The sequence below is a fragment of the Streptomyces hawaiiensis genome, assembly GCF_004803895.1.
Taxonomy (GTDB): domain Bacteria; phylum Actinomycetota; class Actinomycetes; order Streptomycetales; family Streptomycetaceae; genus Streptomyces; species Streptomyces hawaiiensis.
Genome location: NZ_CP021978.1, coordinates 2,285,090 through 2,306,898, shown reverse-complemented (window position 1 = coordinate 2,306,898; position 21,809 = coordinate 2,285,090). Strand labels below are relative to the sequence as shown.

Here is a 21,809-nt window from a genome sequence, read left to right as displayed (position 1 = left end):
AGCGCGTCCGCCTCTCCAGGGTTTTCCCTACGTCGCTCAGTTCGCGGCGCGGATGAGTTCCTCGTCGCCCGGATTCACGTCGCGCAGGAGGCAGGTCAGCCGGGCCGTGCACACCCTTTTGTCGTTTTCGTCCGTGATGACGATGTCGTATGTGGCGGTCGACCGCCCCCGGTGCACGGGCGTGGCCACACCGGTGACCAGCCCGGAACGCACGCCGCGGTGATGGGTGCAGTTCAGGTCGACGCCCACGGCGATCTTGGAGCTGCCGCCGTGCAGCATCGAGCCGATCGAGCCGAGGGTCTCGGCCAGCACCGCGGAGGCCCCGCCGTGCAGCAGTCCGTAGGGCTGGGTGTTGCCCTCCACCGGCATCGTCCCGACGACCCGGTCCGCCGACGCCTCGGAGATCTGGACGCCCATCCGGTTCCCGAGGTGGCCCGCGGAGAACAGGGCCAGGAGGTCCACGCCGAGCGCGGCGTACTCGTCGATGACCTCTTGCGGGAACTTCACATGCTGCTGCTCACCCATCGGGCCCGGCTCCGTTCGTCCTCGTCACTCGGCTGCCTCTGTCACTGAGCGAACGCTCAGTCGGTCGCCGATTGTTCCAGACGCACCACCACGGACTTGCTGGCCGGGGTGTTACTGGTGTCCGCCGTGGCATCCAGCGGCACCAGCACGTTGGTCTCCGGGTAGTACGCGGCCGCGCAGCCCCGGGCCGTCGGGTAGTGCACGACGCGGAAACCGGGCGCCCGGCGCTCCACCCCGTCCTTCCACTCGCCCACCAGGTCGACGTAGACGCCGTCCGCCAGCTTCAGGGTCCGCGCGTCCTCGGGGTTGACCAGCACCACCCGGCGGCCGTTCCTGATGCCCCGGTAACGGTCGTCGAGGCCGTAGATCGTGGTGTTGTACTGGTCGTGCGAGCGCAGCGTCTGCAGCAGCAGACGGCCCTCGGGCAGCTGCGGGTACTCCACGGGCGCGGCCGTGAAGTTGGCCTTGCCGGTGGCCGTGGGGAAGCGGCGCTCGTCGCGCGGGGCGTGGGGGAGCGCGAAGCCACCGGGGCGCGCCACGCGCGCGTTGAAGTCCTCGAAGCCCGGGATCACGCGCGCGATACGGTCCCGGATCGTCGCGTAGTCCTTCTCGAACTCCTCCCACGGCGTGCGGCTGTTCTCGCCGAGCACGCGGCGGGCCAGACGGCTGACGATGGCCGGCTCCGACAGCAGGTGCCGGCTCGCGGGCTCCAGGCGGCCCCGGGAGGCGTGCACCATGCCCATCGAGTCCTCGACCGTCACGAACTGCTCGCCGCTGCCCTGCAGATCACGCTCGGTGCGGCCGAGCGTCGGCAGGATCAGGGCCCGCGCGCCCGTGACCGCGTGCGAGCGGTTCAGCTTCGTCGACACGTGCACGGTCAGCCTGGCCCGGCGCATGGCCGCCTCGGTGACGTCCGTGTCGGGCGACGCCGAGACGAAGTTGCCGCCCATCGCGAAGAAGACCTTCGCCTCGCCGTCACGCAGGGCGCGGATGGCGCGCACGACGTCAAAGCCGTGCTCGCGCGGGGGCGCGAAGCCGAACTCCTTCTCCAAGGCGTCCAGGAACGCCGGGGCGGGCCGCTCGAAGATGCCCATCGTGCGGTCGCCCTGCACGTTCGAATGCCCCCGCACCGGGCACACGCCCGCGCCCGGGCGGCCGATGTTGCCGCGCAACAGCAGGAAGTTGACGACTTCCCTGATCGTGGGGACGGAGTGCTTGTGCTGGGTGAGGCCCATCGCCCAGCACACGATGGTGCGTTCGGAGGCCAGGACCATGCGGAGGGCCTTCTCGATGTCCTCCTGGCTCAGGCCGGTCGCGGTGAGCGTCTCGTCCCGGTCGGCGGCGCGGGCGGCCTCGGCGAACTCCTCGTAGCCGTGCGTGTGCTCCCGCACGAACGCCTCGTCGACCGCGCCGTCCGTCTGAAGGATCAGCTTGTTCAGGAGGCGGAACAGGGCCTGGTCGCCGCCGATGCGGATCTGCAGGAACAGATCGGTGAGCGCGGCGCCCTTGACCATGCCCTGCGGTGTCTGTGGGTTCTTGAACCGCTCCAGGCCCGCCTCGGGCAGCGGGTTGACGCTGATGACCCGCGCGCCGTTGGCCTTGGCCTTCTCCAGCGCCGACAGCATGCGCGGGTGGTTCGTCCCGGGGTTCTGCCCGGCGACGATGATCAGGTCGGCCTGGTAGAGATCCTCCAGCAGGACGCTGCCCTTGCCGATGCCGATCGTCTCCGACAGGGCCGAACCGGACGACTCGTGGCACATGTTCGAGCAGTCGGGGAGGTTGTTCGTGCCGAACTCGCGGGCGAACAGCTGGTAGAGGAACGCGGCCTCGTTGCTGGTGCGGCCGGAGGTGTAGAAGACGGCCTCGTCCGGGGAGGTGAGCGCGGCGATCTCCTCGCCGATGATGTCGAAGGCGCGCTCCCAGGTGACCGGCTCGTAGTGCGTGCCCCCCTCGGGCAGGAACATGGGGTGGGTGAGCCGGCCCTGCTGGCCCAGCCAGTAGCCGCTGCGGCCCGCCAGGTCGGCGACCGGGTGCGCGGCGAAGAACTCGGGCGTGACCCGGCGCAGGGTGGCCTCCTCGGCCACGGCCTTCGCGCCGTTCTCGCAGAACTCCGCCTTGTGCCGGTGTTCCGGCTCCGGCCAGGCGCAGCCAGGGCAGTCGAAGCCGTCCTTCTGGTTCACGCTCAGCAGCGTCAGCGCGGTGCGCTTCACACCCATCTGCTGCTGGGCGATCCGCAGCGTGTGCCCGATCGCCGGGAGCCCCGCGGCCGCGTGCTTCGGCTCGGCGACCTGCGGCGCGTCCTGAACCGGATCGCTCTTGGGCGGCTTCGACGCCATCGCACACTCCCCTTCGACTGCGCTGTGAGGTACGTCTCCGATCCTCGCACGCGGTGGTGACAGCGGGTGAGGGCGGGCCGGGGAGGCAAGGGCCTGTGCGGTGTCCCCGCGGGGCCCGCCCACCCGGGCACCTCCGTGGGGCCGGGGCCGAGTGTCAGTGGGGCGTGGCAGGATCGGGGGCGTGGCAGAGACAGCATCGAAGACGACCGACCAGACCTCCGGCGGCAGCCGGCCGCGACTGATGCTCATGGACGGGCACTCGCTGGCCTACCGTGCGTTCTTCGCGCTGCCCGCGGAGAACTTCACCACCGCGACGGGCCAGCCGACGAACGCGATCTACGGCTTCGCGTCGATGCTGGCCAACACGCTGCGCGACGAGGCGCCCACGCACTTCGCGGTCGCCTTCGACGTCTCCCGCAAGACCTGGCGCTCCCAGGAGTTCACGGAGTACAAGGCGAACCGCTCCAAGACCCCGGACGAGTTCAAGGGTCAGGTCGAGCTGATCGGCGAGCTGCTGGACGCGATGGGCGCCCAGCGCTTCGCGGTGGACGGCTTCGAGGCGGACGACGTCATCGCCACGCTCGCCACCCAGGCCGAGGCCGAGGGCTTCGACGTGCTGATCGTCACCGGCGACCGCGACTCGTTCCAGCTGGTCAGCGAGCACACCACGGTGCTGTACCCGACCAAGGGCGTCTCCGAGCTGACCCGCTTCACCCCGGAGAAGGTATTCGAGAAGTACGGGTTGACGCCCGCGCAGTACCCCGACTTCGCGGCCCTGCGCGGCGACCCGTCCGACAACCTCCCCGGCATCCCCGGCGTCGGTGAGAAGACCGCCGCGAAGTGGATCAACCAGTTCGGCTCCTTCGCCGAACTCGTCGAGCGCGTCGAAGAGGTCAAGGGCAAGGCCGGCCAGAACCTCCGCGACCACCTCGAATCCGTCAAGCTCAACCGTCGGCTCACCGAGCTGGAGCGCCGGGTCGAGCTCCCCAAGGGTGTCACCGAACTGGAGCGCGCGGCCTACGACCGCAAGGCCGTCGCGATGATCCTGGACACCCTGGAGATCAGGAACCCCTCGCTGCGCGAGCGGCTCTTCGCCGTCGACCCCGGCGCCGAGGAGGCCGAGACCACCCCGGTCAGCACCGAGGGCGTCCAGCTGGACGGCGCGGTGCTCGGCACCGGCGAGCTGTCCGCCTGGCTCACCGAGCACGGTACACAGCCCCTCGGCATCGCCACGGTCGACACCTGGGCGCTCGGCACCGGCTCGGTCGCCGAGGTCGCCCTCGCCGCGCCCGGCGGGCCGGCCGCCTGGTTCGACCCCGCCGAGCTGGACGAGGCCGACGAGAAGGCATTCGCGGCCTGGCTCGCCGACGCCGGCCGGCCCAAGGTCTTCCACAACGCCAAGGGCGCCATGCGCGTCTTCGCCGAGCACGGCTGGAGCGTCGAGGGCGTGCGCATGGACACCGCGCTCGCCGCCTACCTGGTCAAGCCGGGCCGCCGCTCCTTCGACCTGGACGCACTGTCCCTGGAGTACCTGCACCGCGAGCTGACCCCGGCCGCCGCGGCCGACGGCCAGCTCGCCTTCGGCGCGGACGAGGGCGCCGAGGCCGAGGCCCTGATGATCCAGGCCCGGGCCGTCCTCGACCTGGGCCAGGTCTTCGAGAGCCGCCTGGAGGAGGTCGGCGCCGCCGACCTGCTGCGCGACATGGAGCTGCCCACGTCCGCGCTGCTCGCCCGCCTGGAGCGGCACGGCATCGCGGCCGACCGGCCCCACCTGGAGGCCATGGAGCAGATGTTCGCCGGCGCCGTCCAGCAGGCGGTCAAGGAGGCCCACGCGGCGGCCGGACACGAGTTCAACCTGGGCTCCCCCAAGCAGCTCCAGGAAGTCCTCTTCGGCGAGCTGGCCCTGCCCAAGACCAAGCGGACCAAGACCGGCTACACCACGGACGCCGACGCCCTCGCCTGGCTCGCCGGCCAGACGGACAACGAGCTCCCGGTGATCATGCTCCGCCACCGCGAGCAGGCCAAGCTCCGCGTGACCGTCGAGGGCCTGATCAAGACGATCGCCGCGGACGGCCGGATCCACACGACGTACAACCAGACCGTCGCCGCGACGGGCCGCCTGTCCTCGACCGACCCGAACCTGCAGAACATCCCGGTCCGCACCGACGAGGGCCGCGCCATCCGCCGGGGCTTCGTCGTCGGCGAGGGCTTCGAGTCGCTGATGACGGCCGACTACAGCCAGATCGAGCTGCGCGTGATGGCGCACCTCTCCGAGGACGCGGGCCTGATCGAGGCGTTCACCTCGGGCGAGGACCTGCACACCACGGCCGCCTCCCAGGTGTTCGCGGTAGAGCCGACCGCGGTCGACGCCGAGATGCGCCGCAAGATCAAGGCCATGTCGTACGGCCTGGCCTACGGACTGTCCGCCTTCGGCCTCTCCCAGCAGCTGAACGTCGAGGCGGCGGAGGCCCGCGCCCTGATGGACGCGTACTTCGAGCGGTTCGGCGGCGTACGGGACTATCTGCGCCGGGCCGTCGACGAGGCCCGGGCAACGGGCTACACGGCGACGCTCTTCGGACGCCGCCGCTACCTCCCCGACCTCAACAGCGACAACCGCCAGCGCCGCGAGGCCGCCGAGCGGATGGCCCTCAACGCGCCCATCCAGGGCACGGCGGCCGACATCGTCAAGATCGCCATGCTCAAGGTCGACGACGCCCTGAAGGACGCCGGCCTCGCCTCCCGCATGCTTCTCCAGGTCCACGACGAAATCGTGCTGGAGATCGCCCCCGGAGAGCGGGCCGCCGCCGAGGAACTGGTCCGCCGGGAGATGGCGAACGCCGTCCAGCTCCGCGTCCCGCTGGGCGTCTCGGTGGGCGCGGGCCCGGACTGGGAGTCGGCGGCCCACTAGCCCGCTGCCCGGCGGCCCGGGCGAGGTCCGACGGGCGGGGTGGGACCGGCGTGGGCGGGGAGTACGCCCACGCAGCCCGGGCCCTGACTCGGCCGGGCCACTGGGGTCCCGTCCCGGCAGAAGCACTGGGGCCCTGGCCGGGGCGAGGTCCGACGGGCGCCGGCCGTGGGCCTGCTTGAGCCGGGGCGCTGCGGTTTCCTCCGTCGGAGCTCGGGCGGGGTGGGACCGGCGTGGGCGGGGGAGTACGCCCACGCAGCCCGGGCCCTGCCCCGGCCGGGCCACTGGGGTCCCGTCCCGGCAGAAGCACTGGGGCCCTGGCCGGGGCGAGGTCCGACGGGCGCCGGCCGTGGGCCTGCTTGAGCCGGGGCCCTGCGGTCCCCTCCGTCGGAGCTCGGGCGTGATGGGGCCGGGGTGCGCGGAGAGTACACACCCAGCCCGTCCTGCTGAGCCGAGGCCCTGGGCGTCCGCCTGAGCCGAGACGCAAGGCTCCGCCCGAGCCAGGGCCCCCGGGGCGCCCCGGGGCCCAGCCGCCCCGGGCCCCGGCCCCGGCCCCGCGGAAAAATGTCACTCTCGTGGCCCCCGAGAAGGCGCCTCCCCTCCCGGCGGTCGCAAAGATGCGGGGCATGGGTATACGCACGCTCCTCAGCCGCACGGCACCAGGCGTGGCACTACCGCCGGTCCCGGCATTCGAGGCCGCCGCGAGTACGGTTCGCGTCCCCGTCACCTTCTCCACGGCCCTGCGCCACGCGACGGCGGACCTCCGGCAGCGCCTGACCGCCCGCGGACGGCGGCCCGCCGCCGACACCGGCGACCCGACTGTCGCTCCTGCTCTCCCCGGCGGCGCTGGTGGCCTGGCCGCCGCTCCTGCCCTCGCCGGCAGCGAGGCGCCGGCCGCCCTCACCGGCCTCATCGGCGCCGACGCCACGCCGACCGGCACCGGTCCGCACGTCGCCACCGGCCGCCCACCTGCCGAGGCCCGGCTCTCCGGCACCCCAGAAATTCCGGGCAAACCCTCCCGCCCCTGGGCCCGACTGGCCCACGACTACCTGACCCTCGTCCTCACCCTGCTCCCGCGCCCGCACCCCGCGCACACCACCATCAGCGTGTACATCACGACGACGGACAGTGTCCTCAGCGGGCGGCCGGGCGGCTCGGCTCCGCATCGGCGGCAGGGGCAGGACCGGCGGGGGCCGGAACCGGACGCCACACCCTGACTGCCACGGCGTAGAGCAGCAGCGCCGGGACGAGTCCCGCGCCCGCGCCGAAGCACACCGTCGGGATGATCTCCCACGGCTTCGCCGCCGAGCCCCAGTACGCCCACCAGCGCGACGCCCGCTGCACCGCCCCCACCAGCGCGAAGCCGCAGATCACGGCGGCGGCCGCCCACCGGTCTCCTACGGCGAGCACGGGGACTCCCACCGGCTCGCGCTCGGGCGCCCGCCGCAGCGCGTGCGCCACGAACACGGCGATCACGACCGTGGCCACCGCCGAACCGCCGTACTGCAGGTACCAGTACAGCGGCGAGCCCGCCACCTCCCGGCCCAGCGCCGGAAACACCCGCATCCCCCACTGGTCGAGATGCGTGAACGCGTCCCACACCACATGGGTCGACGCACCGAGCACCGCGGACACGTACCACCACGCCACCAGCGACGGCCGCACCCGCGCGCGTGGGGCCCCGCACCGCAGCAGGGCCGCCACCCGCCCCTGCCGGGCCCGCGGCAGCAACGCCACGAGCGGCTCACGCACCAGCAGCCACAGCCCCACCAGTGCCCAGGCGATGAGCACATCGACCGTGAAGACACCCGGGAACGCGTGTGTGACGTCACCGAACTCCATCGCCCCGGACAGCACACTCGCCGCGTAATAGGTCATGTCGGGCGCGAAGGAACCTGCCACGAGCACGGCGGGCACCAGCGAGCCCCGGCCGGTGCCGTCGGCGCGTACGGCGGGCAGTACGGCTGCCGCATGGCTCAACGTGAACGGCAACTCGGCTCCTCGCGACGGTCGTTGCACCAGGCCCGGGGTGCCCGGCGGTCAGTGGCCCAGTATGCGGGATACGGCTCCGTCGACGACGTCACGAGCACATATGACCAACTGGTGAAAAACGGTCACGAACGGGTGCCCGAGCAAAGGAAGTTGTCGTAGGGTCGCCAGAGTCGCCGCGCGGGGAGTGCGTCGACCACGTGAACGCGGTAAAGAGCAGAGCACGCAAGAGAACAGAGTTGTGGCCGTCGGAGGGCAACCCCTCGGGCGGTTGGATCGTCACAACAGGGCGAACACTGCAGACGTAGACCGGGCGCTCGGGCGTCCACGGGAGGGGTTCACTCTATGGCGGCGCAATTCGGCAGGAGGCTGTGCAAGGGGGCGGCGACCACCGCCGTGGCCGCGGTAGCGGTCGCGGCCCTGTCCGCCTCCCAGGCTCCGGGCGTGAACGACCACGGCGGACAGGCCGCTGCCGACGCCACCTCCTCACCCGAAGCGAGTGCCTCCGACGGCAGTGCCACCGGCAACTCGCCGTACTACACGGACCTGCCCCCGCTCAAGAGCCCGAACCCGTCACCGTCCACGGGCCCCGGCCCGGGCGGCACGGGCACCACGGAAGCCGGTATCCCCGCGACCGTCCTCGACGCCTACAAGAAGGCCGAGGCTTCGCTCCGCGAGGCCAAGCCCGGCTGCAACCTGCCCTGGCAACTCCTCGCCGCCATCGGCCGGGTGGAGTCGGGACAGGCTCGTGGCGGCCAGGTCAAGGCCGACGGCACCACCATCAAGCGGATCCTGGGCCCGCAGCTCGACGGCAACGGCTTCGCCCTCATCAAGGACACCGACGACGGCGCGTACGACGGCAACAGCTCGTACGACCAGGCCGTCGGCCCCATGCAGTTCATCCCCTCCACCTGGGCCTGGGCCGGCCGCGACGGCAACGACGACGGCAAGAAGGACCCCAACAACATCTACGACGCCGCGCTCGCCGCGGGCCACTACCTGTGCCGCAACAACTGGGACCTGTCCGACCAGGGCGACCTCGACCGGGCGATCCTCAGCTACAACAACTCGCGGGACTATTTGAACCTCGTCATGAGGTGGCTGGAGTACTACCGCAAGGGCACGCACGAGGTCCCGGACGGCACCGGCACGCTGCCCGACAACCGCAGCGACGACGGCGCGGGCGCGAGCCCGACACCCACCACACCCGGCACGACCGTTCCGGGCGGCTCGACGCCGAAGCCCGGCCCCAAGCCCGAGAAGCCCGGCGGCGCTCCGACCACCCCGAAGCCGCCCACCACTCCACCCACGACCCCGCCCGGTACGCCGTCCACGCCGCCCACGACGCCCCCCACCCCCACCGACACGGTGGACCACCTGGAGGACGCCGGAACCGCCAAGCTCACCGCGATGGCCGGCGACGCGTTCAGCCGGCGGATCAGCACGCGCGCCGAGACCGAGGCAGGCAAGGCCGTCGCCAAGGTCAGGGTCCGCTTCACGATCCTCGGCGACACGGACACCACCTTCACCGGCGGTGAGAGCGTGGCCACGGTCGCCACCAACAGCTCCGGCGTGGCCGTGGCGCCCGCCCTGCAGGCGGGGGAGAAGACCGGCGCCGTCACCGTCCGCGCCACCGTGGTGGGTCGTGCCGTCCCGGGCCTCGACTACAAGGCCACCGTCACCGAGCGGGCCGCCGACGCCCTCGCCCGCACCGGTGACGCCGCGCTGACCTGCGCCCCGGGCGGCGAGTTCGCGAACCAGGTCGAGGTGAAGGCCACGTACCAGGGCGCCGTCGCCGACGGTGTCGCGGCCACCGCCACGCTGATCAAGTCGGCGGACGACCCGGCTGCCAACGACAAGGGCCCCTACTTCAAGGACGCCGACGGCAAGACCGTCCGCACCCTCACGGGCCTGAAGACGGACGCGAAGGGCCTGCTGAAGCTGCCCGAGCTGTACGCGGACGACACGACCGGCACGTTCCTGCTCCGCATCACCACGGCCGGCGGAGCGACGCTCACCGTCGAACTGACCGTGGCGGCGGCCGAGACGTCCTCGCCGAGCCCGTCGGCCAGCCCGAGCGCGTAGCTCTCCGGTACGACAGACGACGCCCCTCCTTGTAAGGAGGGGCGTCGTTGTGTGTGCAACGTGTTCTCATCTCCGCCGCGCGTTGCTACGGTGCCGAGAAACCTGACGGAGCATCAGTTCTGCCCGTCACGACCCGTGGGGAGGCTCGTATGCGCGCCCTTGTCGCCGCCGCCACCGGTCTCGCCGTCGCGTTCGCCGTGGTCCTGACGCTGACCGCCCTCGGCTCCCCCTCGGGGGAGACGTCCCCGAAGCCGCTGCTGACGACGGTGCCCGCACACCCCTGACCGCCCGCCCGGGAGGGAGGCCGAGATGCGCCGCAAGGCCGGCCTGGTCCTGCTCGCCCTCGCCGTGTTCTTCGCGGCCCTGTCCCCGCTGCTGCGCTGGTACGCCTTCCCGCGCCTGGCCAAGGTCCCCGCGCACCAGTACCAGGACATGGTCCTGGAGGCGAAGGACGCCACCCTCCTCGACTACGGCACGATGCGGGCGAAGAAGGTCTCCAAGGTCACCATCGTCCAGACCCTCAAGGGCGACGTGGAGGCCTCCGAGCGGATCGAGGAGTCGGCCGGCCGGGACGTCGTCGTCTGGGACGGCCTGTCCTACGTCGTCGGCCCCGACGGCAAGATGGTCTCCAAGATCCCCGAGCGCTACATCTTCGACGCCCACACCCAGGAACCCGTCCACGCCACCGGCGAGACGGTCGACGGCGACCCGGTGCGCCGCCAGGGTATCGAGTTCAAGTGGCCCTTCCTGACGGAGAAACGGGACTACGAGTACTTCGACGCCCAGGCCCGCATCACCGCGCCCATCGAGTACAAGGGCACCGAGGACTTCCGCGGCCTGGAGGTCTACTACTTCGAGCAGACCATCCCCTGGACCAAGGTGAAGATCCCGAAGACCCTGCCCGTGAAGGGCCTCACCGCCGAGGCGGTGGCCCGGACCGGCACGACCCGCTGGTACACCACGGTCCGCAAGTTCTGGGTCGAACCCCTCACAGGCGCTCCCGTGTACGGAGAAGAGATCCACCAGGAGGAACTGCGCGGCGGTGCCCTCCTCGGGGACCGTGACAAGGTGACCGCGTTCGCCGGCCACGTGAAGATGCGCGAGGACTACATCACGCACACCGTCGACCTGGTGAAGTCCCAGCGTCTGCTCGTCCTGCTGATGACGTCCTGGCTGCCCTGGGGCTTTCTGACCCTCGGCGTCCTCCTGCTGGCCGTCGCGCTGTACCTGGAGGCCCGCAGCCGCCGCCCCTCGGGCCCGGCACCCACGGCGGCCGAGGAACCGTCGTCGGTCACCGCCTGAGCCGCGCGTTGGTGTGCCGGGTCGGCTCGGCGCCCGCCGGGTCCTCGGGCCACGGATGCTTCGGATAGCGGCCCCGCAGCTCCGCCCGTACACCCTTGTAGCCCTCCCGCCAGAACGAGGCGAGATCGGCGGTGACAGCGGCCGGCCGGCCCGCCGGGGACAGCAGATGCACGAGCAGCGGCACCCCGGCGACCCGCGGCGACTCCTGGAGCCCGAACATCTCCTGCAACTTCACCGCCAGCACGGGCTGCTCGGGCCGGGAGTAGTCGATCCGGATCCTCGACCCGCTCGGCACGGTCATCTGCTCCGGGGCCAGCTCGTCGAGCCGCCCCGCCACTCCCGAGGCCCAGGGCAGCAGCCGGGCGAGCGCCTGCCCGGCATCGATCCGTGCCAGATCGGCCCGCCGCCGCGCCCGGCCGAGCTCCGGCTCCAGCCACTCCTCCACGCGCGCGTGGAGCGCGTCGTCGGACACGTCCGGCCAGGGCGCACCGAGATGCAGCCGCAGGAACGCGAGCCGCTGCCGCAGGGCATCGGCCTCCGCCGACCACCGCAGCAGCCCGAACCCCTCCCGCCGCAACCCGTCGAGCAACGCGTCGCGCACGAGCCCGGGATCGGCGTCCCTCAGCGCCCGCACCGCCAGCTCCACCGCCCCCAGCCGCTCCACCCTCCGCGCCACGACGTCCCCGTCGTCCCACCCGACCTCATCCCGCTCCTCCAGCAGGGCGCCGGCCGCGAGCCGGGCCGTCTCCTCGTCGATCACAGCCCCGAGCCGCACACGCGCGTGCCCCTTGCCGACGGGCCGGTCGGCCATGGCGACGGCGATCCAGGGTGAACCGCGCAACGCGCTCCCGTCCCCGGCCTCGGCACGGGTCCCGGACGCCATGAGATACGACCCTCCGTCGGCCTTGGCGACGCGCTCGGGAAAGGCCAGAGCGGCGACGAGGCCCACCTGCTGGTCATCGGAGAGGTTCTCCGGCCCCTGGGAAGTGCCCGGGGCTCCCGGAGAGGCGGCCCGCAGCCGCCGTACTTCCGCCCGCCACCGCCCGGCATAGGCGTCGCCCCCACGCCGAGCACGACGCAAGGCACCCGTCAGGTCATCCCCGTACTCCCGCGGAGCCTCCTCACTGAGCAGCGCGATGACCTCAGCGGCCCTGTCCACCCCGACCGAGCCGGACCCGTCCAGCAGCGCCCGCCCCAGCCGGGGATGCAAACCCAGCCGGCTCAGCCGGACTCCCCGCTCGGTGGCGCGCCCGACGGAGTCCACCGCCCCCACCGCCGTCAGCACATTCCGCGCCGCCGCCATCGCCCCACCCGGCGGCCCGTCCAGCAGCGCCAGCCCGGACGCGTCCGGATCCCCCCAGCACGCCACCTGCAGCGCGAACGCCGTCAGGTCGGCCACCTTGATCTCCGGCGACGGATAGCGCGGCAGACGCGCGTCCTCGGCCTCCGCCCAGCAGCGGTACACCGCCCCCGGTGCCTCACGCCCGGCCCGCCCCGCCCGCTGCCGCCCCGCGGCCTGCGACGCCCGTACCGTCGTCAGCGCGCTCAACCCGCGCGCGTGGTCCACCCGCGGCTCGCGCGCCAGCCCCGAGTCCACGACCACGCGCACCCCGGGCACCGTCACAGACGACTCCGCGACGGACGTGGCCAGCACGACCCGCCGCCGCTGCCCGGGCACCAGTACCGCGTCCTGGACGGCCGCCGGCGCCCGCCCGTGCACCTGGAGCACCTCGACGTCACCGAGCCCCCCGAGCTGCCCGGCGACGCGGGCGATCTCGCCCACGCCCGGCAGGAAACACAGCACGTCCCCGTCCCGCTCGGCCAGCGCCCGCCGCACCACGGACGCCACATGCGTCAGCAGCGCCGGATCCACCCGCATCCCGTGCGGCGGACGCACGGGCCGCACCGGCGGCACCCACACGGCCTCCACCGGATACGCCGTCCCCTGCGCCTCGACCACCGGCGCCCCGCCCAGCAGCCGCGCCCACCCCTGCGCGTCGGTCGTCGCCGAGGCGGCCACCAGCCGCAGCTCCGGGCGCAGGGTCTGCCGCACGTCCCAGAGGAAGGCCGCCGCCGTGTCCGCGTCCAGGTGCCGCTCGTGGCACTCGTCGAGCACCACCACGTCGGCACCGGCCAGCTCCTGGTCCCGTTGCAGACGCTGGACGAGCACACCGGTCGTGACGACCTCCACGCGCGTGTGCCGCCCGACGACCCGCTCCCCGCGCACGGTGTAGCCGACGCTCTCGCCGGGCTTCTCGCCCAGCAGCCACGCCATCCGCCGCGCCGCGGCCCGGGCCGCGATCCGCCGCGGCTCGGCCACGATCACCCGCCGCTCGGGCCCCTCCCCGAGCAGTCCCGCCAGTGTCGGCGGCACCAGGGTCGTCTTGCCGGTGCCGGGCGGCGCCACGAGGACGGCGGTGCCGTGCCCCTCCAGGGCTTCGGCCAGGGCAGGCAGGGCAGCGCGTACGGGCAGGGCGTCCAGAGCGTCGTAACGGATCACGCCATCAGTGTCGTACGCCCGGGAAGAGGGGCCACGCGCGTGGATCAGTCCCGCTCGCACACGAAGATCGCCGTCCCCGGAATGAGGTTCCCGCGCAACGGCGACCAGCCGCCCCACTCGGAGGTGTTCCAGACGGGCCACTCCGGCTCCACCAGGTCGACCAGACGCAAGCCCGACGCCACGACGTCCCGGACGCGGTCGCCGAGCGTGCGGTGGTGCTCGACATAGACCGCCTGCCCTTCGTCGTCCTGCTCGACATAGGGAGTGCGGTCGAAGTACGAGGCCGACACCGAGAGCCCCGCCGGCCCCGGCTCGTCCGGGAAGGCCCAGCGGATCGGATGCGTCACCGAGAAGACGAGACGGCCCCCGGGGCGCAGCACCCGGCGCACCTCGTGCAGGACCTGACGCGGGTCGGCGACGAAGGGCAGCGCCCCGTACGCCGAGCAGGCCAGGTCGAACGAGCCGTCCGCGAAGGGGAGCGCACCGGCGTCGGCGCACACCAGAGGGAAGGAACCGCCGATGCGCAGCGCGTGCTGCAACTGCCGGTGCGAGATGTCCAGGGCCACCGGGCGCGCGCCCTGGGCGGTCAGCCAGCGGGAGCACTGCGCGGCGCCGGCGCCGATCTCCAGGACGTCCCGGCCCTTCAGCTCCTCCGGCGGGCCGAGAAGTTCGGCCTCCACCTCGTCCAGACCCTCGGGGCCCCATACGAAACGGTCGTCGCCGAGGAACGTGCCGTGCTCGACCTGGTAGTCGTCCGCGTTGCGGTCCCACCAGCCACGATTGGCGCGGGAGCTCTCCGTGGTCCCGGCATCACGCCGGGTGGCCTCGGGTTCGGGTGCTTCGGACTCTTGGATGATCGGCTCCCTCGTCGTACTCTTCCGTCCAGCCGGTCCCGGCGGTGTCACACAGGGGGCGTCGTACGGCCAGCGTGGCCTCGGACGACAGGACTTGTGCCGGGTATGCGGCGATCCGCCCCGCGTGGGCGGCTTCGCGCATTGACCCTGCCCGGCTGCCCCCGTATGCTACAAGTTGCGCTGCGGGCCTGCGCACCTCAGACGTAGCAGGTTGCGCTCGCATCTGTATGTATGTCCCCTCGGTTCTCGAGGCGCCACCGTTTCTGTGTGGCGCTTCCTTGGCTGTCCGGCTTCTGCAGAGCGAAACGGGCTCCCGGCGTAGCAGTACCTACGACTCAATGTCCGTACCGGAGCCCTTTCCCACATGACGAGCAGCACCGAGACCACCGCAACCACCCCGCAGGTAGCGGTCAACGACATCGGTAACGAGGAAGCCTTCCTCGCCGCGATCGACGAGACGATCAAGTACTTCAACGACGGCGACATCGTCGACGGCGTCATCGTGAAGGTCGACCGGGACGAGGTCCTGCTCGACATCGGTTACAAGACCGAAGGCGTGATCCCGAGCCGCGAACTCTCGATCAAGCACGACGTCGACCCCAACGAGGTCGTCGCCGTCGGTGACGAGATCGAGGCCCTTGTTCTCCAGAAGGAGGACAAGGAAGGCCGCCTGATCCTCTCGAAGAAGCGCGCTCAGTACGAGCGTGCCTGGGGCACCATCGAGAAGATCAAGGAAGAGGACGGGATCGTCACCGGTACCGTCATCGAGGTCGTCAAGGGTGGTCTCATCCTCGACATCGGCCTCCGTGGCTTCCTCCCGGCCTCCCTGGTCGAGATGCGCCGCGTTCGCGACCTCCAGCCCTACGTGGGCAAGGAGCTCGAGGCCAAGATCATCGAGCTGGACAAGAACCGCAACAACGTGGTCCTGTCCCGCCGTGCCTGGCTGGAGCAGACCCAGTCCGAGGTCCGCCAGACGTTCCTCACGACCCTCCAGAAGGGTCAGGTCCGTTCCGGCGTCGTCTCCTCGATCGTCAACTTCGGCGCCTTCGTGGACCTGGGTGGCGTCGACGGCCTGGTTCACGTCTCCGAGCTCTCCTGGAAGCACATCGACCACCCCTCCGAGGTTGTCGAGGTCGGCCAGGAAGTCACCGTCGAGGTTCTCGACGTCGACATGGACCGCGAGCGTGTCTCCCTGTCGCTGAAGGCGACCCAGGAAGACCCGTGGCAGCAGTTCGCCCGCACCCACCAGATCGGCCAGGTCGTGCCCGGCAAGGTCACGAAGCTGGTTCCGTTCGGTGCGTTCGTCCGCGTGGACGAGGGCATCGAGGGTCTGGTCCACATCTCCGAGCTGGCCGAGCGCCACGTGGAGATCCCGGAGCAGGTCGTCCAGGTCAACGACGAGATCTTCGTCAAGGTCATCGACATCGACCTCGAGCGCCGTCGCATCAGCCTCTCGCTGAAGCAGGCCAACGAGTCCTTCGGTTCGGACCCGGCCTCGGTCGAGTTCGACCCGACGCTCTACGGCATGGCCGCGTCGTACGACGACCAGGGCAACTACATCTACCCCGAGGGCTTCGACCCCGAGACCAACGACTGGCTCGAGGGCTACGAGACCCAGCGCGAGGCGTGGGAGACCCAGTACGCCGAGGCGCAGCAGCGCTTCGAGCAGCACCAGGCGCAGGTCATCAAGTCCCGCGAAGCGGACGAGAAGGCCGCTGCCGAGGGTGTCGACACCGCGGGTGCGGCTCCGGCCGCGTCCGGTGGTGGCGGTTCGTACTCCTCCGAGGGTCCGGACAACTCCGGCGCGCTGGCCTCGGACGAGGCGCTGGCCGCGCTTCGCGAGAAGCTGGCCGGTGGGCAGAGCTGAACGCCCGCTGAGCTGTAGCTCCTGACTGAAGGCCTGCACCTTTCGAGGTGCAGGCCTTCAGCGTGTTTCAGGGCCCGTCGTCCGGCTGCCGACCGGTGGGGGCTGGTCACGCAGTTCCCCGCGCCCCCTGAGGGGCGTTGCCCCAGCCGCCAAGATCAATGTTCTCCTCCTCCGGGGAATGCCCACGCCCGCAACGGCGTTGTGGAGTGTGAACACGAGGAGGAGCGGTCACTGTGCTTGATCCGCAGGATTTGTACGCCTGGGAGCCGAAGGGGCTGGCCGTCGTCGACATGGCGCTCGCCCAGGAGTCGGCCGGACTTGTCATGCTCTACCACTTCGACGGATACATCGACGCGGGCGAGACGGGCGACCAGATCGTCGACCGGGTGCTCGACTCTCTGCCCCACCAGGTCGTCGCCCGCTTCGACCACGACCGGCTCGTCGACTACCGCGCCCGCCGCCCGCTGCTGACGTTCAAGCGCGACCGCTGGAGCGACTACGAGGAACCCGCTCTCGAGGTGCGGCTCGTGCAGGACGCGACCGGCGCGCCCTTCCTGCTGCTGTCCGGCCCCGAGCCGGATGTGGAGTGGGAACGCTTCGCCGCCGCCGTGAAGCAGATCGTGGAGCGGCTCGGCGTCCGTCTCTCCGTGAACTTCCACGGCATCCCCATGGGCGTCCCGCACACCCGGCCCGTCGGCCTCACCCCGCACGGCAACCGCACCGACCTCGTCCCGGGCCACCCCAGTCCGTTCGAGGAGGCGCAGGTGCCCGGCAGTGCCGAGTCCCTCGTCGAGTACCGCCTGCTCCAGGCCGGGCACGACGTCCTGGGTGTCGCCGCCCACGTCCCGCACTACATCGCCCGCTCCCCGTACCCGGACGCGGCCCTGACGGTCCTGGAGGCCATCACGGCGGCGACCGGACTGGTCCTGCCCGGCATCGCCCACGCCCTGCGCTCGGAGGCCCACCGCACCCAGACGGAGATCGACCGGCAGATCCGCGAGGGCGACGAGGACCTCACCGCGCTCATCGACGGCCTGGAGCACCAGTACGACGCCGTCGCGGGCGCCGAGACCCGGGGCAACATGCTCGCCGAGCCGGTGGACATCCCGTCGGCGGACGAGATCGGCCAGGAGTTCGAGAAGTTCCTGGCGGAACGAGAAGGCGACAACTGATCCCGGTGGACCTGGGCGAGGGCTCTGTCAGTGGCAGGGCCTAAGCTGCGGAACATGCTGAAGGTGGGCCTGACCGGCGGCATCGGCGCCGGCAAGAGTGAGGTGTCACGGCTGCTCGTCGCGTGCGGGGCCGTGCTGATCGACGCGGACCGCATCGCGCGGGAGGTCGTCGCACCGGGGACGCCGGGGCTCGCCTCGGTCGTCGAGGCCTTCGGGGAGGAGATCCTCGGCGCCGACGGCAGCCTGGACCGGCCCCGCCTCGGCGCCATCGTCTTCGCCGACGCGGACAGACTCGCGACCCTCAACTCGATCGTGCACCCCCTGGTGGGCGCCCGCTCCCGCGAGCTCGAGGAAGCCGCCGCCGAGGACGCGGTCGTGATCCACGACGTCCCGCTCCTCACGGAGAACGGCCTGGCACCGCTGTACGACCTCGTGATCGTCGTCGACGCGGCTCCCGGGACCCAGCTCGACCGGCTCGTCCGACTGCGCGGCATGACCGAGGAGGACGCCCGCGCGCGGATGGCCGCCCAGGCGACACGCGAGCAGCGCCGGGAGATCGCGGACATCCTGATCGACAACGACGTCCCGCTGGAGCAGCTGGAGCAGCGCGTGAAGGACGTGTGGGCCGACCTGGTGCGCAGGGCGCAGGCGCCCCGGCCGTCTCCCGCGGAATAGCGGCACCCCGTGGGGGCGTTGAACCCGTCGAGTGAGGGAAGGACTCTGCCGTGCCCGAGACCAGCGGTTCGACCGGACCCAGCCCGGAGACGCATGTCATCGACTTCCGTGCCGCCGAGCAACTGCTCGCGGCGCGGGACCCGCGGGGCGCGGTGAAGCTGCTCGACGGGGTCATCGCCACGCACCCGGAGAACACCGCGGCGCGGCTGCTGCGGGCGCGTGCCTTCTTCGCGGCGGCGCAGCTGAGGCCGGCGGAACTCGAGTTCCAGATCGTCCTGGAGCGGGAGCCGGACAACGCCTTCGCGCACTTCGCGCTCGCCCGTACCTATGAGCGCCAGGGCCGCCCCGACCAGGCGAAGCGCCACTTCCGGCTGGCGGCCGCGCTCGACCCGAATCCGGAGTTCGTGAAGGCGGCGCGCTTCGACTCGTGAGCGGCCGCGCCCGTCTGCTTCAGGGGCGTCGGTCCGGCGGCCGGTAGGGCGGGATGCCGGGGCCCGGCTGGTAGTGCGGACCCTGACGGATGCGCCGCAGGACGACGGCCAGGTCGATCGTGACGATCAGCAGCAGCACACCGCAGGCGATGGCCCACCCGGTCCGCCCGGCGAGCGCGAACGCCACCGTCCCGACGAGCGCCCAGACCAGCCCCCACACACTCAGCCAGAAGCGCGCCCGCAGGGCACTGCGCGCGGTCCGCGGTTCATTGCCTGTACGCATCCTTCGATCACCACTCCTGCTTGCAACGTACTCTTCGTGGCGTGTGTTCACCAAGGTCGACAGGGGGAGCCGCGCATGCTGCCGGACGCCGGCACACGGCCCGAGCTCCTGCTCGACCTGGCGGTGCCGCAGACATCAACGACCTGGTCGCCCTGCGACGGACCTCGTCGCGGACGCCGAGGCCGTGAGACTCCTGGCGGAGTGCGTCGAGGAGCTGGTACGGGACATCGGAGAGTTCGGGGTGGAGGTGCCGCTCGATGCTCGCGCGTCGCCGAAGCCCGTCCGCTTCGTCTTCGAAGTCCCGGACCTGCCGGTGGCCGGTCTGCCGAGGCGCACGTCGGTGGAGCGGGCGCTGGCGGACCCTCTGCGGGCGGGCCGTCACTGGCACATCGGGCACGGCTGGTTTCCGCTGTAGCCATCCATGGTCCTCAACTCCTGGCGCTCGCTGCCCCGTTCACTCGGTCGGGTGAAGAAGGCTGTCACGGGAACGGGCGTGCGGATGTGGCCCGTTGGACGGACATGGAGATGAAAATGCGTGAGGGGTACGAGGGGACGGGGCCGGGGACCATCACCCCGGACGGCTGCGCGGTGGAGCTCTACTCACGGCTGCCCGTCGGGGACGAACCGGATGTCATCGCCGCCGCGGCCCCCGAGGGCGCGCGCATCCTGGAGCTCGGCAGCGGAGTCGGACGCATGACCCACGCCCTGCTGGAGCGCGGCTTCACGGTCACGGCGGTGGACGAGTCCGCCCCGATGCTGGAGCGCGTGCGCGGCGCGCGGACGATATGCCGCCCGATCGAGGAGCTGGACCTGGGCGAGAGGTTCGACGTGGTGCTGCTCGCGTCGTTCCTCGTGCACGCGGGAGACGTCGAGGTGCGGCGCGGCATACTGCGCACCTGCGCACGCCATGTCTCGGAGACCGGCTGCGTACTGATCCAGCGGGAGGGCGAGGACTACCACGACGACGTGCCGCGCGAGCGCGAGGACCCCAGCGGCTTCACCGTGCGGATCGCGTCGTCGGAGCCGGTCGGCGCCGGGGTCAACTCGGTGCGGGCGGAGTACGAGTTCCCGGACGCGGTCTGGACCCAGACGTTCCGGGCGCGCCCCCTGACCAGGGAGCAGTTCGAGGAGGCGCTGGAGGAGGCGGGTCTGACGGTGGACCGGTATCTGACGCCTGACCGTGTGTGGGTGAGGACGGTGCCGAGGGACTAGCCGGGGCGAGGGGGTGGGAATGACCGGGCGAGGACGTCTGACCGCCTACGACTCTGTCTCGACACACCTCGCGTTGTGCGGGGACGCCGAACTGCGCGCACTGCTGGACACCGCCGTACCGCTGGGCACCGGCATCGGAGGGAAGTCGGCCCGGCTGGACGTGGCCGGAACACCGGTCTTCGTGAAACAGGTGCCCCTGACGGACCTGGAGCGGCGGCCGGAACACCTGCGGTCCACGGCCAACCTGTTCGGGCTGCCGGCCATCTGCCAGTACGGCATCGGCGGGCCCGGGTTCGGGACGTGGCGGGAGGTCGCCGTCCACACCATGACCACGAACTGGGTGCTCTCCGGGCAGCATCAAGGCTTCCCCCTGATGTACCACTGGCGGGTGCTGCCGGGCGAGGCGCCCACGTTGTCGGAGGAACTCGCGGACGTGGAGCGGATGGTGGCCTACTGGGACGGCAGCGTGGAGGTACGCCGGCGCGTCGAGGCGCTGCACCAGTCCTCGGCCGGCGTCGCGCTGTTCCTGGAGTACATCCCCCACACTCTGCACACGTGGCTCACCGACCAGGCGCGAGCCGGTGGCGAGGCTCTCGACCGGGCGTGCTCCCTGGTGGAGGAGGAGCTGGCGGCCGGCACAGCCTTCATGAACAGCCGTGGGCTGCTCCACTTCGACGCTCACTTCGAGAACATCCTGACCGACGGCCGGCGCCTGTACTTCGCCGACTACGGCCTCGCCCTGTCCGACCGTTTCGACCTGACGCGCGCCGAGGCCGACTTCTTCCACCGGCACAGCGCCTACGACCGCTGCTACACGGCCAGCTGGCTGGTGAACTGGCTGGTCACCGCCCTGTACGCGGACGACGGGGACGCGCGAGAGGCACGGATACGGGCGTTGGCCCAAGGCCGGCGGCCCACCGGGACACCACCCGGGATCACGAAGATCCTCACTCGGCACGCGCCGGTCGCGGCAGTGATGACGAACTTCTACCGCACCCTCCAGAGGGAGAGCAGGAAGACCTCGTATCCGGCGGAGAGACTCCGGCAGCTCAGCCCCTGAGGGACGGCGGCGGCGAACGAATCGTGCGGAAATCGCCTGGGGCGCGATGAGTTCGGCGCCATGAGCCGGTCTACCCCAACGACAGCATCACGGACCACTTGCCCCAGGAGACCTCCATGTCAGAGACCACCGCTCCCACCACCGCGCCCACCGCCTCCGCCCCGGCCGGTGTCGTCGTCGCCGAGTCCGCGACCGCTCGCGGGCGGCGGGCCCGGATAGCGCTGCGCGGTCTCCAGGTCCTGCTGGCCCTCTTCTACGTGATCGCGAGCGCCCTGCCCAAGCTCATCGCGCACGCGTCGGCCGTCGAGTCCTTCGATGAGCTGGGCTGGGGCAGTGCCGGGATGTACACCATCGGTGTGCTCGAACTGGCAGGAGGGGCCGCCCTGTTGATCCCGGTGCTCCAGTCGGTGGCGGCGATGGCGCTGGGCGCGCTGATGGTGGGCGCGTTCGTCGTCCAGGTCACCGTCTTCGACGGGCAGTACGCGGCGACGCCGCTCATCCTGATCGTGCCGCTCGCCCTGATCGCCTGGGCGAGGCGGAGTCACAACGCCGACCTGGTGCGACTGCTGAAGCGACAGGCCTGACCGTGTCGGGTGCGACTCCGGCCGCTTCC

At 71.5% G+C, this 21,809-nt stretch carries 18 protein-coding genes and 1 pseudogene; 13 read left to right on the top strand and 6 right to left on the bottom strand.

The genetic code is table 11. The annotated features are described in order from the left end of the window. Positions 1 to 36 precede the first annotated feature (36 nt). The gene (locus CEB94_RS10665; RefSeq protein WP_175431964.1) at positions 37 to 525 is read right to left on the bottom strand and encodes a PaaI family thioesterase; all 489 of its coding nucleotides are present in this window, start codon (positions 523 to 525) and stop codon (positions 37 to 39) included. Between the two features lie 56 nt (positions 526 to 581). Further along, complete coding sequence (locus CEB94_RS10660; RefSeq protein ID WP_175431963.1) at positions 582 to 2,861, bottom strand: FdhF/YdeP family oxidoreductase; 2,280 nt, start codon at positions 2,859 to 2,861, stop codon at positions 582 to 584. 181 nt (positions 2,862 to 3,042) lie between these two features. Here CEB94_RS10660 and polA point away from each other — a divergent pair, with 181 nt between their 5' ends. Then, positions 3,043 to 5,769 (top strand): DNA polymerase I, encoded by a 2,727-nt coding sequence (polA, locus tag CEB94_RS10655; protein WP_175431962.1) that lies wholly within the window; start codon positions 3,043 to 3,045, stop codon positions 5,767 to 5,769. 623 nt (positions 5,770 to 6,392) lie between these two features. Beyond that, entirely contained in the window at positions 6,393 to 6,983 is a 591-nt protein-coding gene (locus CEB94_RS10650; protein WP_175431961.1) for a hypothetical protein, read from the top strand. Here CEB94_RS10650 and CEB94_RS10645 read toward each other — a convergent pair. Then, positions 6,901 to 7,758, bottom strand: coding sequence for a DUF4184 family protein (locus tag CEB94_RS10645; RefSeq protein WP_175431960.1), 858 nt, complete (start codon positions 7,756 to 7,758; stop codon positions 6,901 to 6,903). The genes CEB94_RS10650 and CEB94_RS10645 overlap by 83 nt on opposite strands. A 342-nt stretch (positions 7,759 to 8,100) precedes the next feature. Here CEB94_RS10645 and CEB94_RS10640 point away from each other — a divergent pair, with 342 nt between their 5' ends. The 3 genes from CEB94_RS10640 to pgfA all read left to right on the top strand — a co-directional run bounded on the left by CEB94_RS10640 (position 8,101) and on the right by pgfA (position 11,142). After that, positions 8,101 to 9,840, top strand: coding sequence for a lytic transglycosylase domain-containing protein (locus CEB94_RS10640; RefSeq protein ID WP_175431959.1), 1,740 nt, complete (start codon positions 8,101 to 8,103; stop codon positions 9,838 to 9,840). A 149-nt stretch (positions 9,841 to 9,989) separates the two neighbouring features. Next, complete coding sequence (locus CEB94_RS10635) at positions 9,990 to 10,124, top strand: SPW_0924 family protein (RefSeq protein ID WP_175431958.1); 135 nt, start codon at positions 9,990 to 9,992, stop codon at positions 10,122 to 10,124. Positions 10,125 to 10,149: 25 nt separating this feature from the next. After that, positions 10,150 to 11,142 (top strand): cell envelope lipid trafficking protein PgfA, encoded by a 993-nt coding sequence (gene pgfA, locus CEB94_RS10630; RefSeq protein WP_175431957.1) that lies wholly within the window; start codon positions 10,150 to 10,152, stop codon positions 11,140 to 11,142. On the opposite strand, the gene hrpB is transcribed toward pgfA, so the two are convergent. Next, on the bottom strand, positions 11,132 to 13,642 hold the full coding sequence (gene hrpB / locus CEB94_RS10625; RefSeq protein ID WP_175431956.1) for an ATP-dependent helicase HrpB: 2,511 nt from the start codon (positions 13,640 to 13,642) through the stop codon (positions 11,132 to 11,134). The genes pgfA and hrpB overlap by 11 nt on opposite strands. A gap of 44 nt (positions 13,643 to 13,686) precedes the next feature. Beyond that, positions 13,687 to 14,547 (bottom strand): class I SAM-dependent methyltransferase, encoded by an 861-nt coding sequence (locus tag CEB94_RS10620; protein WP_175431955.1) that lies wholly within the window; start codon positions 14,545 to 14,547, stop codon positions 13,687 to 13,689. A 313-nt stretch (positions 14,548 to 14,860) separates the two neighbouring features. Between CEB94_RS10620 and rpsA the strand changes: the two genes are divergently transcribed. The 4 genes from rpsA to CEB94_RS10600 all read left to right on the top strand — a co-directional run bounded on the left by rpsA (position 14,861) and on the right by CEB94_RS10600 (position 18,641). Continuing rightward, the gene (gene rpsA, locus CEB94_RS10615; protein ID WP_175431954.1) at positions 14,861 to 16,363 is read left to right on the top strand and encodes a 30S ribosomal protein S1; all 1,503 of its coding nucleotides are present in this window, start codon (positions 14,861 to 14,863) and stop codon (positions 16,361 to 16,363) included. A gap of 233 nt (positions 16,364 to 16,596) precedes the next feature. Beyond that, positions 16,597 to 17,535, top strand: a complete 939-nt coding sequence (locus CEB94_RS10610; RefSeq protein ID WP_175431953.1) for a PAC2 family protein — start codon at positions 16,597 to 16,599, stop codon at positions 17,533 to 17,535. Between the two features lie 54 nt (positions 17,536 to 17,589). Continuing rightward, the gene (coaE, locus tag CEB94_RS10605) at positions 17,590 to 18,210 is read left to right on the top strand and encodes a dephospho-CoA kinase (RefSeq protein WP_175431952.1); all 621 of its coding nucleotides are present in this window, start codon (positions 17,590 to 17,592) and stop codon (positions 18,208 to 18,210) included. 50 nt (positions 18,211 to 18,260) lie between these two features. After that, on the top strand, positions 18,261 to 18,641 hold the full coding sequence (locus CEB94_RS10600) for a tetratricopeptide repeat protein (protein WP_175431951.1): 381 nt from the start codon (positions 18,261 to 18,263) through the stop codon (positions 18,639 to 18,641). Positions 18,642 to 18,660: 19 nt separating this feature from the next. On the opposite strand, the gene CEB94_RS10595 is transcribed toward CEB94_RS10600, so the two are convergent. Then, a complete protein-coding gene (locus CEB94_RS10595) occupies positions 18,661 to 18,924 on the bottom strand; it encodes a DUF6343 family protein (protein WP_175431950.1) in 264 nt (87 codons plus the stop codon). Between the two features lie 265 nt (positions 18,925 to 19,189). Between CEB94_RS10595 and CEB94_RS10590 the strand changes: the two are divergent. The 4 genes and pseudogenes from CEB94_RS10590 to CEB94_RS10575 form a co-directional block, all read left to right on the top strand. Continuing rightward, a pseudogene (locus CEB94_RS10590) lies at positions 19,190 to 19,339 on the top strand (acyltransferase domain-containing protein); the annotation flags it as partial. A 116-nt stretch (positions 19,340 to 19,455) separates the two neighbouring features. After that, the gene (locus CEB94_RS10585; protein WP_175431949.1) at positions 19,456 to 20,136 is read left to right on the top strand and encodes a class I SAM-dependent methyltransferase; all 681 of its coding nucleotides are present in this window, start codon (positions 19,456 to 19,458) and stop codon (positions 20,134 to 20,136) included. Positions 20,137 to 20,155: 19 nt separating this feature from the next. Further along, positions 20,156 to 21,196 (top strand): protein kinase family protein, encoded by a 1,041-nt coding sequence (locus CEB94_RS10580; RefSeq protein ID WP_175431948.1) that lies wholly within the window; start codon positions 20,156 to 20,158, stop codon positions 21,194 to 21,196. 116 nt (positions 21,197 to 21,312) lie between these two features. Further along, positions 21,313 to 21,780, top strand: coding sequence for a DoxX family protein (locus CEB94_RS10575; RefSeq protein WP_175431947.1), 468 nt, complete (start codon positions 21,313 to 21,315; stop codon positions 21,778 to 21,780). Positions 21,781 to 21,809: the final 29 nt, after the last annotated feature.

What these genes read in the sequence shown, in the direction of transcription:
- CEB94_RS10660 (WP_175431963.1), bottom strand. Translation starts at nt 2,861, where the DNA reads ATGGCGTCGAAGCCGCCCAAGAGCGATCCGGTTCAGGACGCGCCGCAG.
- CEB94_RS10585 (WP_175431949.1), top strand. Translation starts at nt 19,456, where the DNA reads ATGCGTGAGGGGTACGAGGGGACGGGGCCGGGGACCATCACCCCGGAC.
- CEB94_RS10595 (WP_175431950.1), bottom strand. Translation starts at nt 18,924, where the DNA reads ATGCGTACAGGCAATGAACCGCGGACCGCGCGCAGTGCCCTGCGGGCG.
- CEB94_RS10640 (WP_175431959.1), top strand. Translation starts at nt 8,101, where the DNA reads ATGGCGGCGCAATTCGGCAGGAGGCTGTGCAAGGGGGCGGCGACCACC.
- pgfA (WP_175431957.1), top strand. Translation starts at nt 10,150, where the DNA reads ATGCGCCGCAAGGCCGGCCTGGTCCTGCTCGCCCTCGCCGTGTTCTTC.
- coaE (WP_175431952.1), top strand. Translation starts at nt 17,590, where the DNA reads ATGCTGAAGGTGGGCCTGACCGGCGGCATCGGCGCCGGCAAGAGTGAG.
- CEB94_RS10575 (WP_175431947.1), top strand. Translation starts at nt 21,313, where the DNA reads ATGTCAGAGACCACCGCTCCCACCACCGCGCCCACCGCCTCCGCCCCG.
- CEB94_RS10665 (WP_175431964.1), bottom strand. Translation starts at nt 525, where the DNA reads ATGGGTGAGCAGCAGCATGTGAAGTTCCCGCAAGAGGTCATCGACGAG.
- CEB94_RS10650 (WP_175431961.1), top strand. Translation starts at nt 6,393, where the DNA reads ATGGGTATACGCACGCTCCTCAGCCGCACGGCACCAGGCGTGGCACTA.
- CEB94_RS10580 (WP_175431948.1), top strand. Translation starts at nt 20,156, where the DNA reads ATGACCGGGCGAGGACGTCTGACCGCCTACGACTCTGTCTCGACACAC.
- CEB94_RS10635 (WP_175431958.1), top strand. Translation starts at nt 9,990, where the DNA reads ATGCGCGCCCTTGTCGCCGCCGCCACCGGTCTCGCCGTCGCGTTCGCC.
- rpsA (WP_175431954.1), top strand. Translation starts at nt 14,861, where the DNA reads ATGACGAGCAGCACCGAGACCACCGCAACCACCCCGCAGGTAGCGGTC.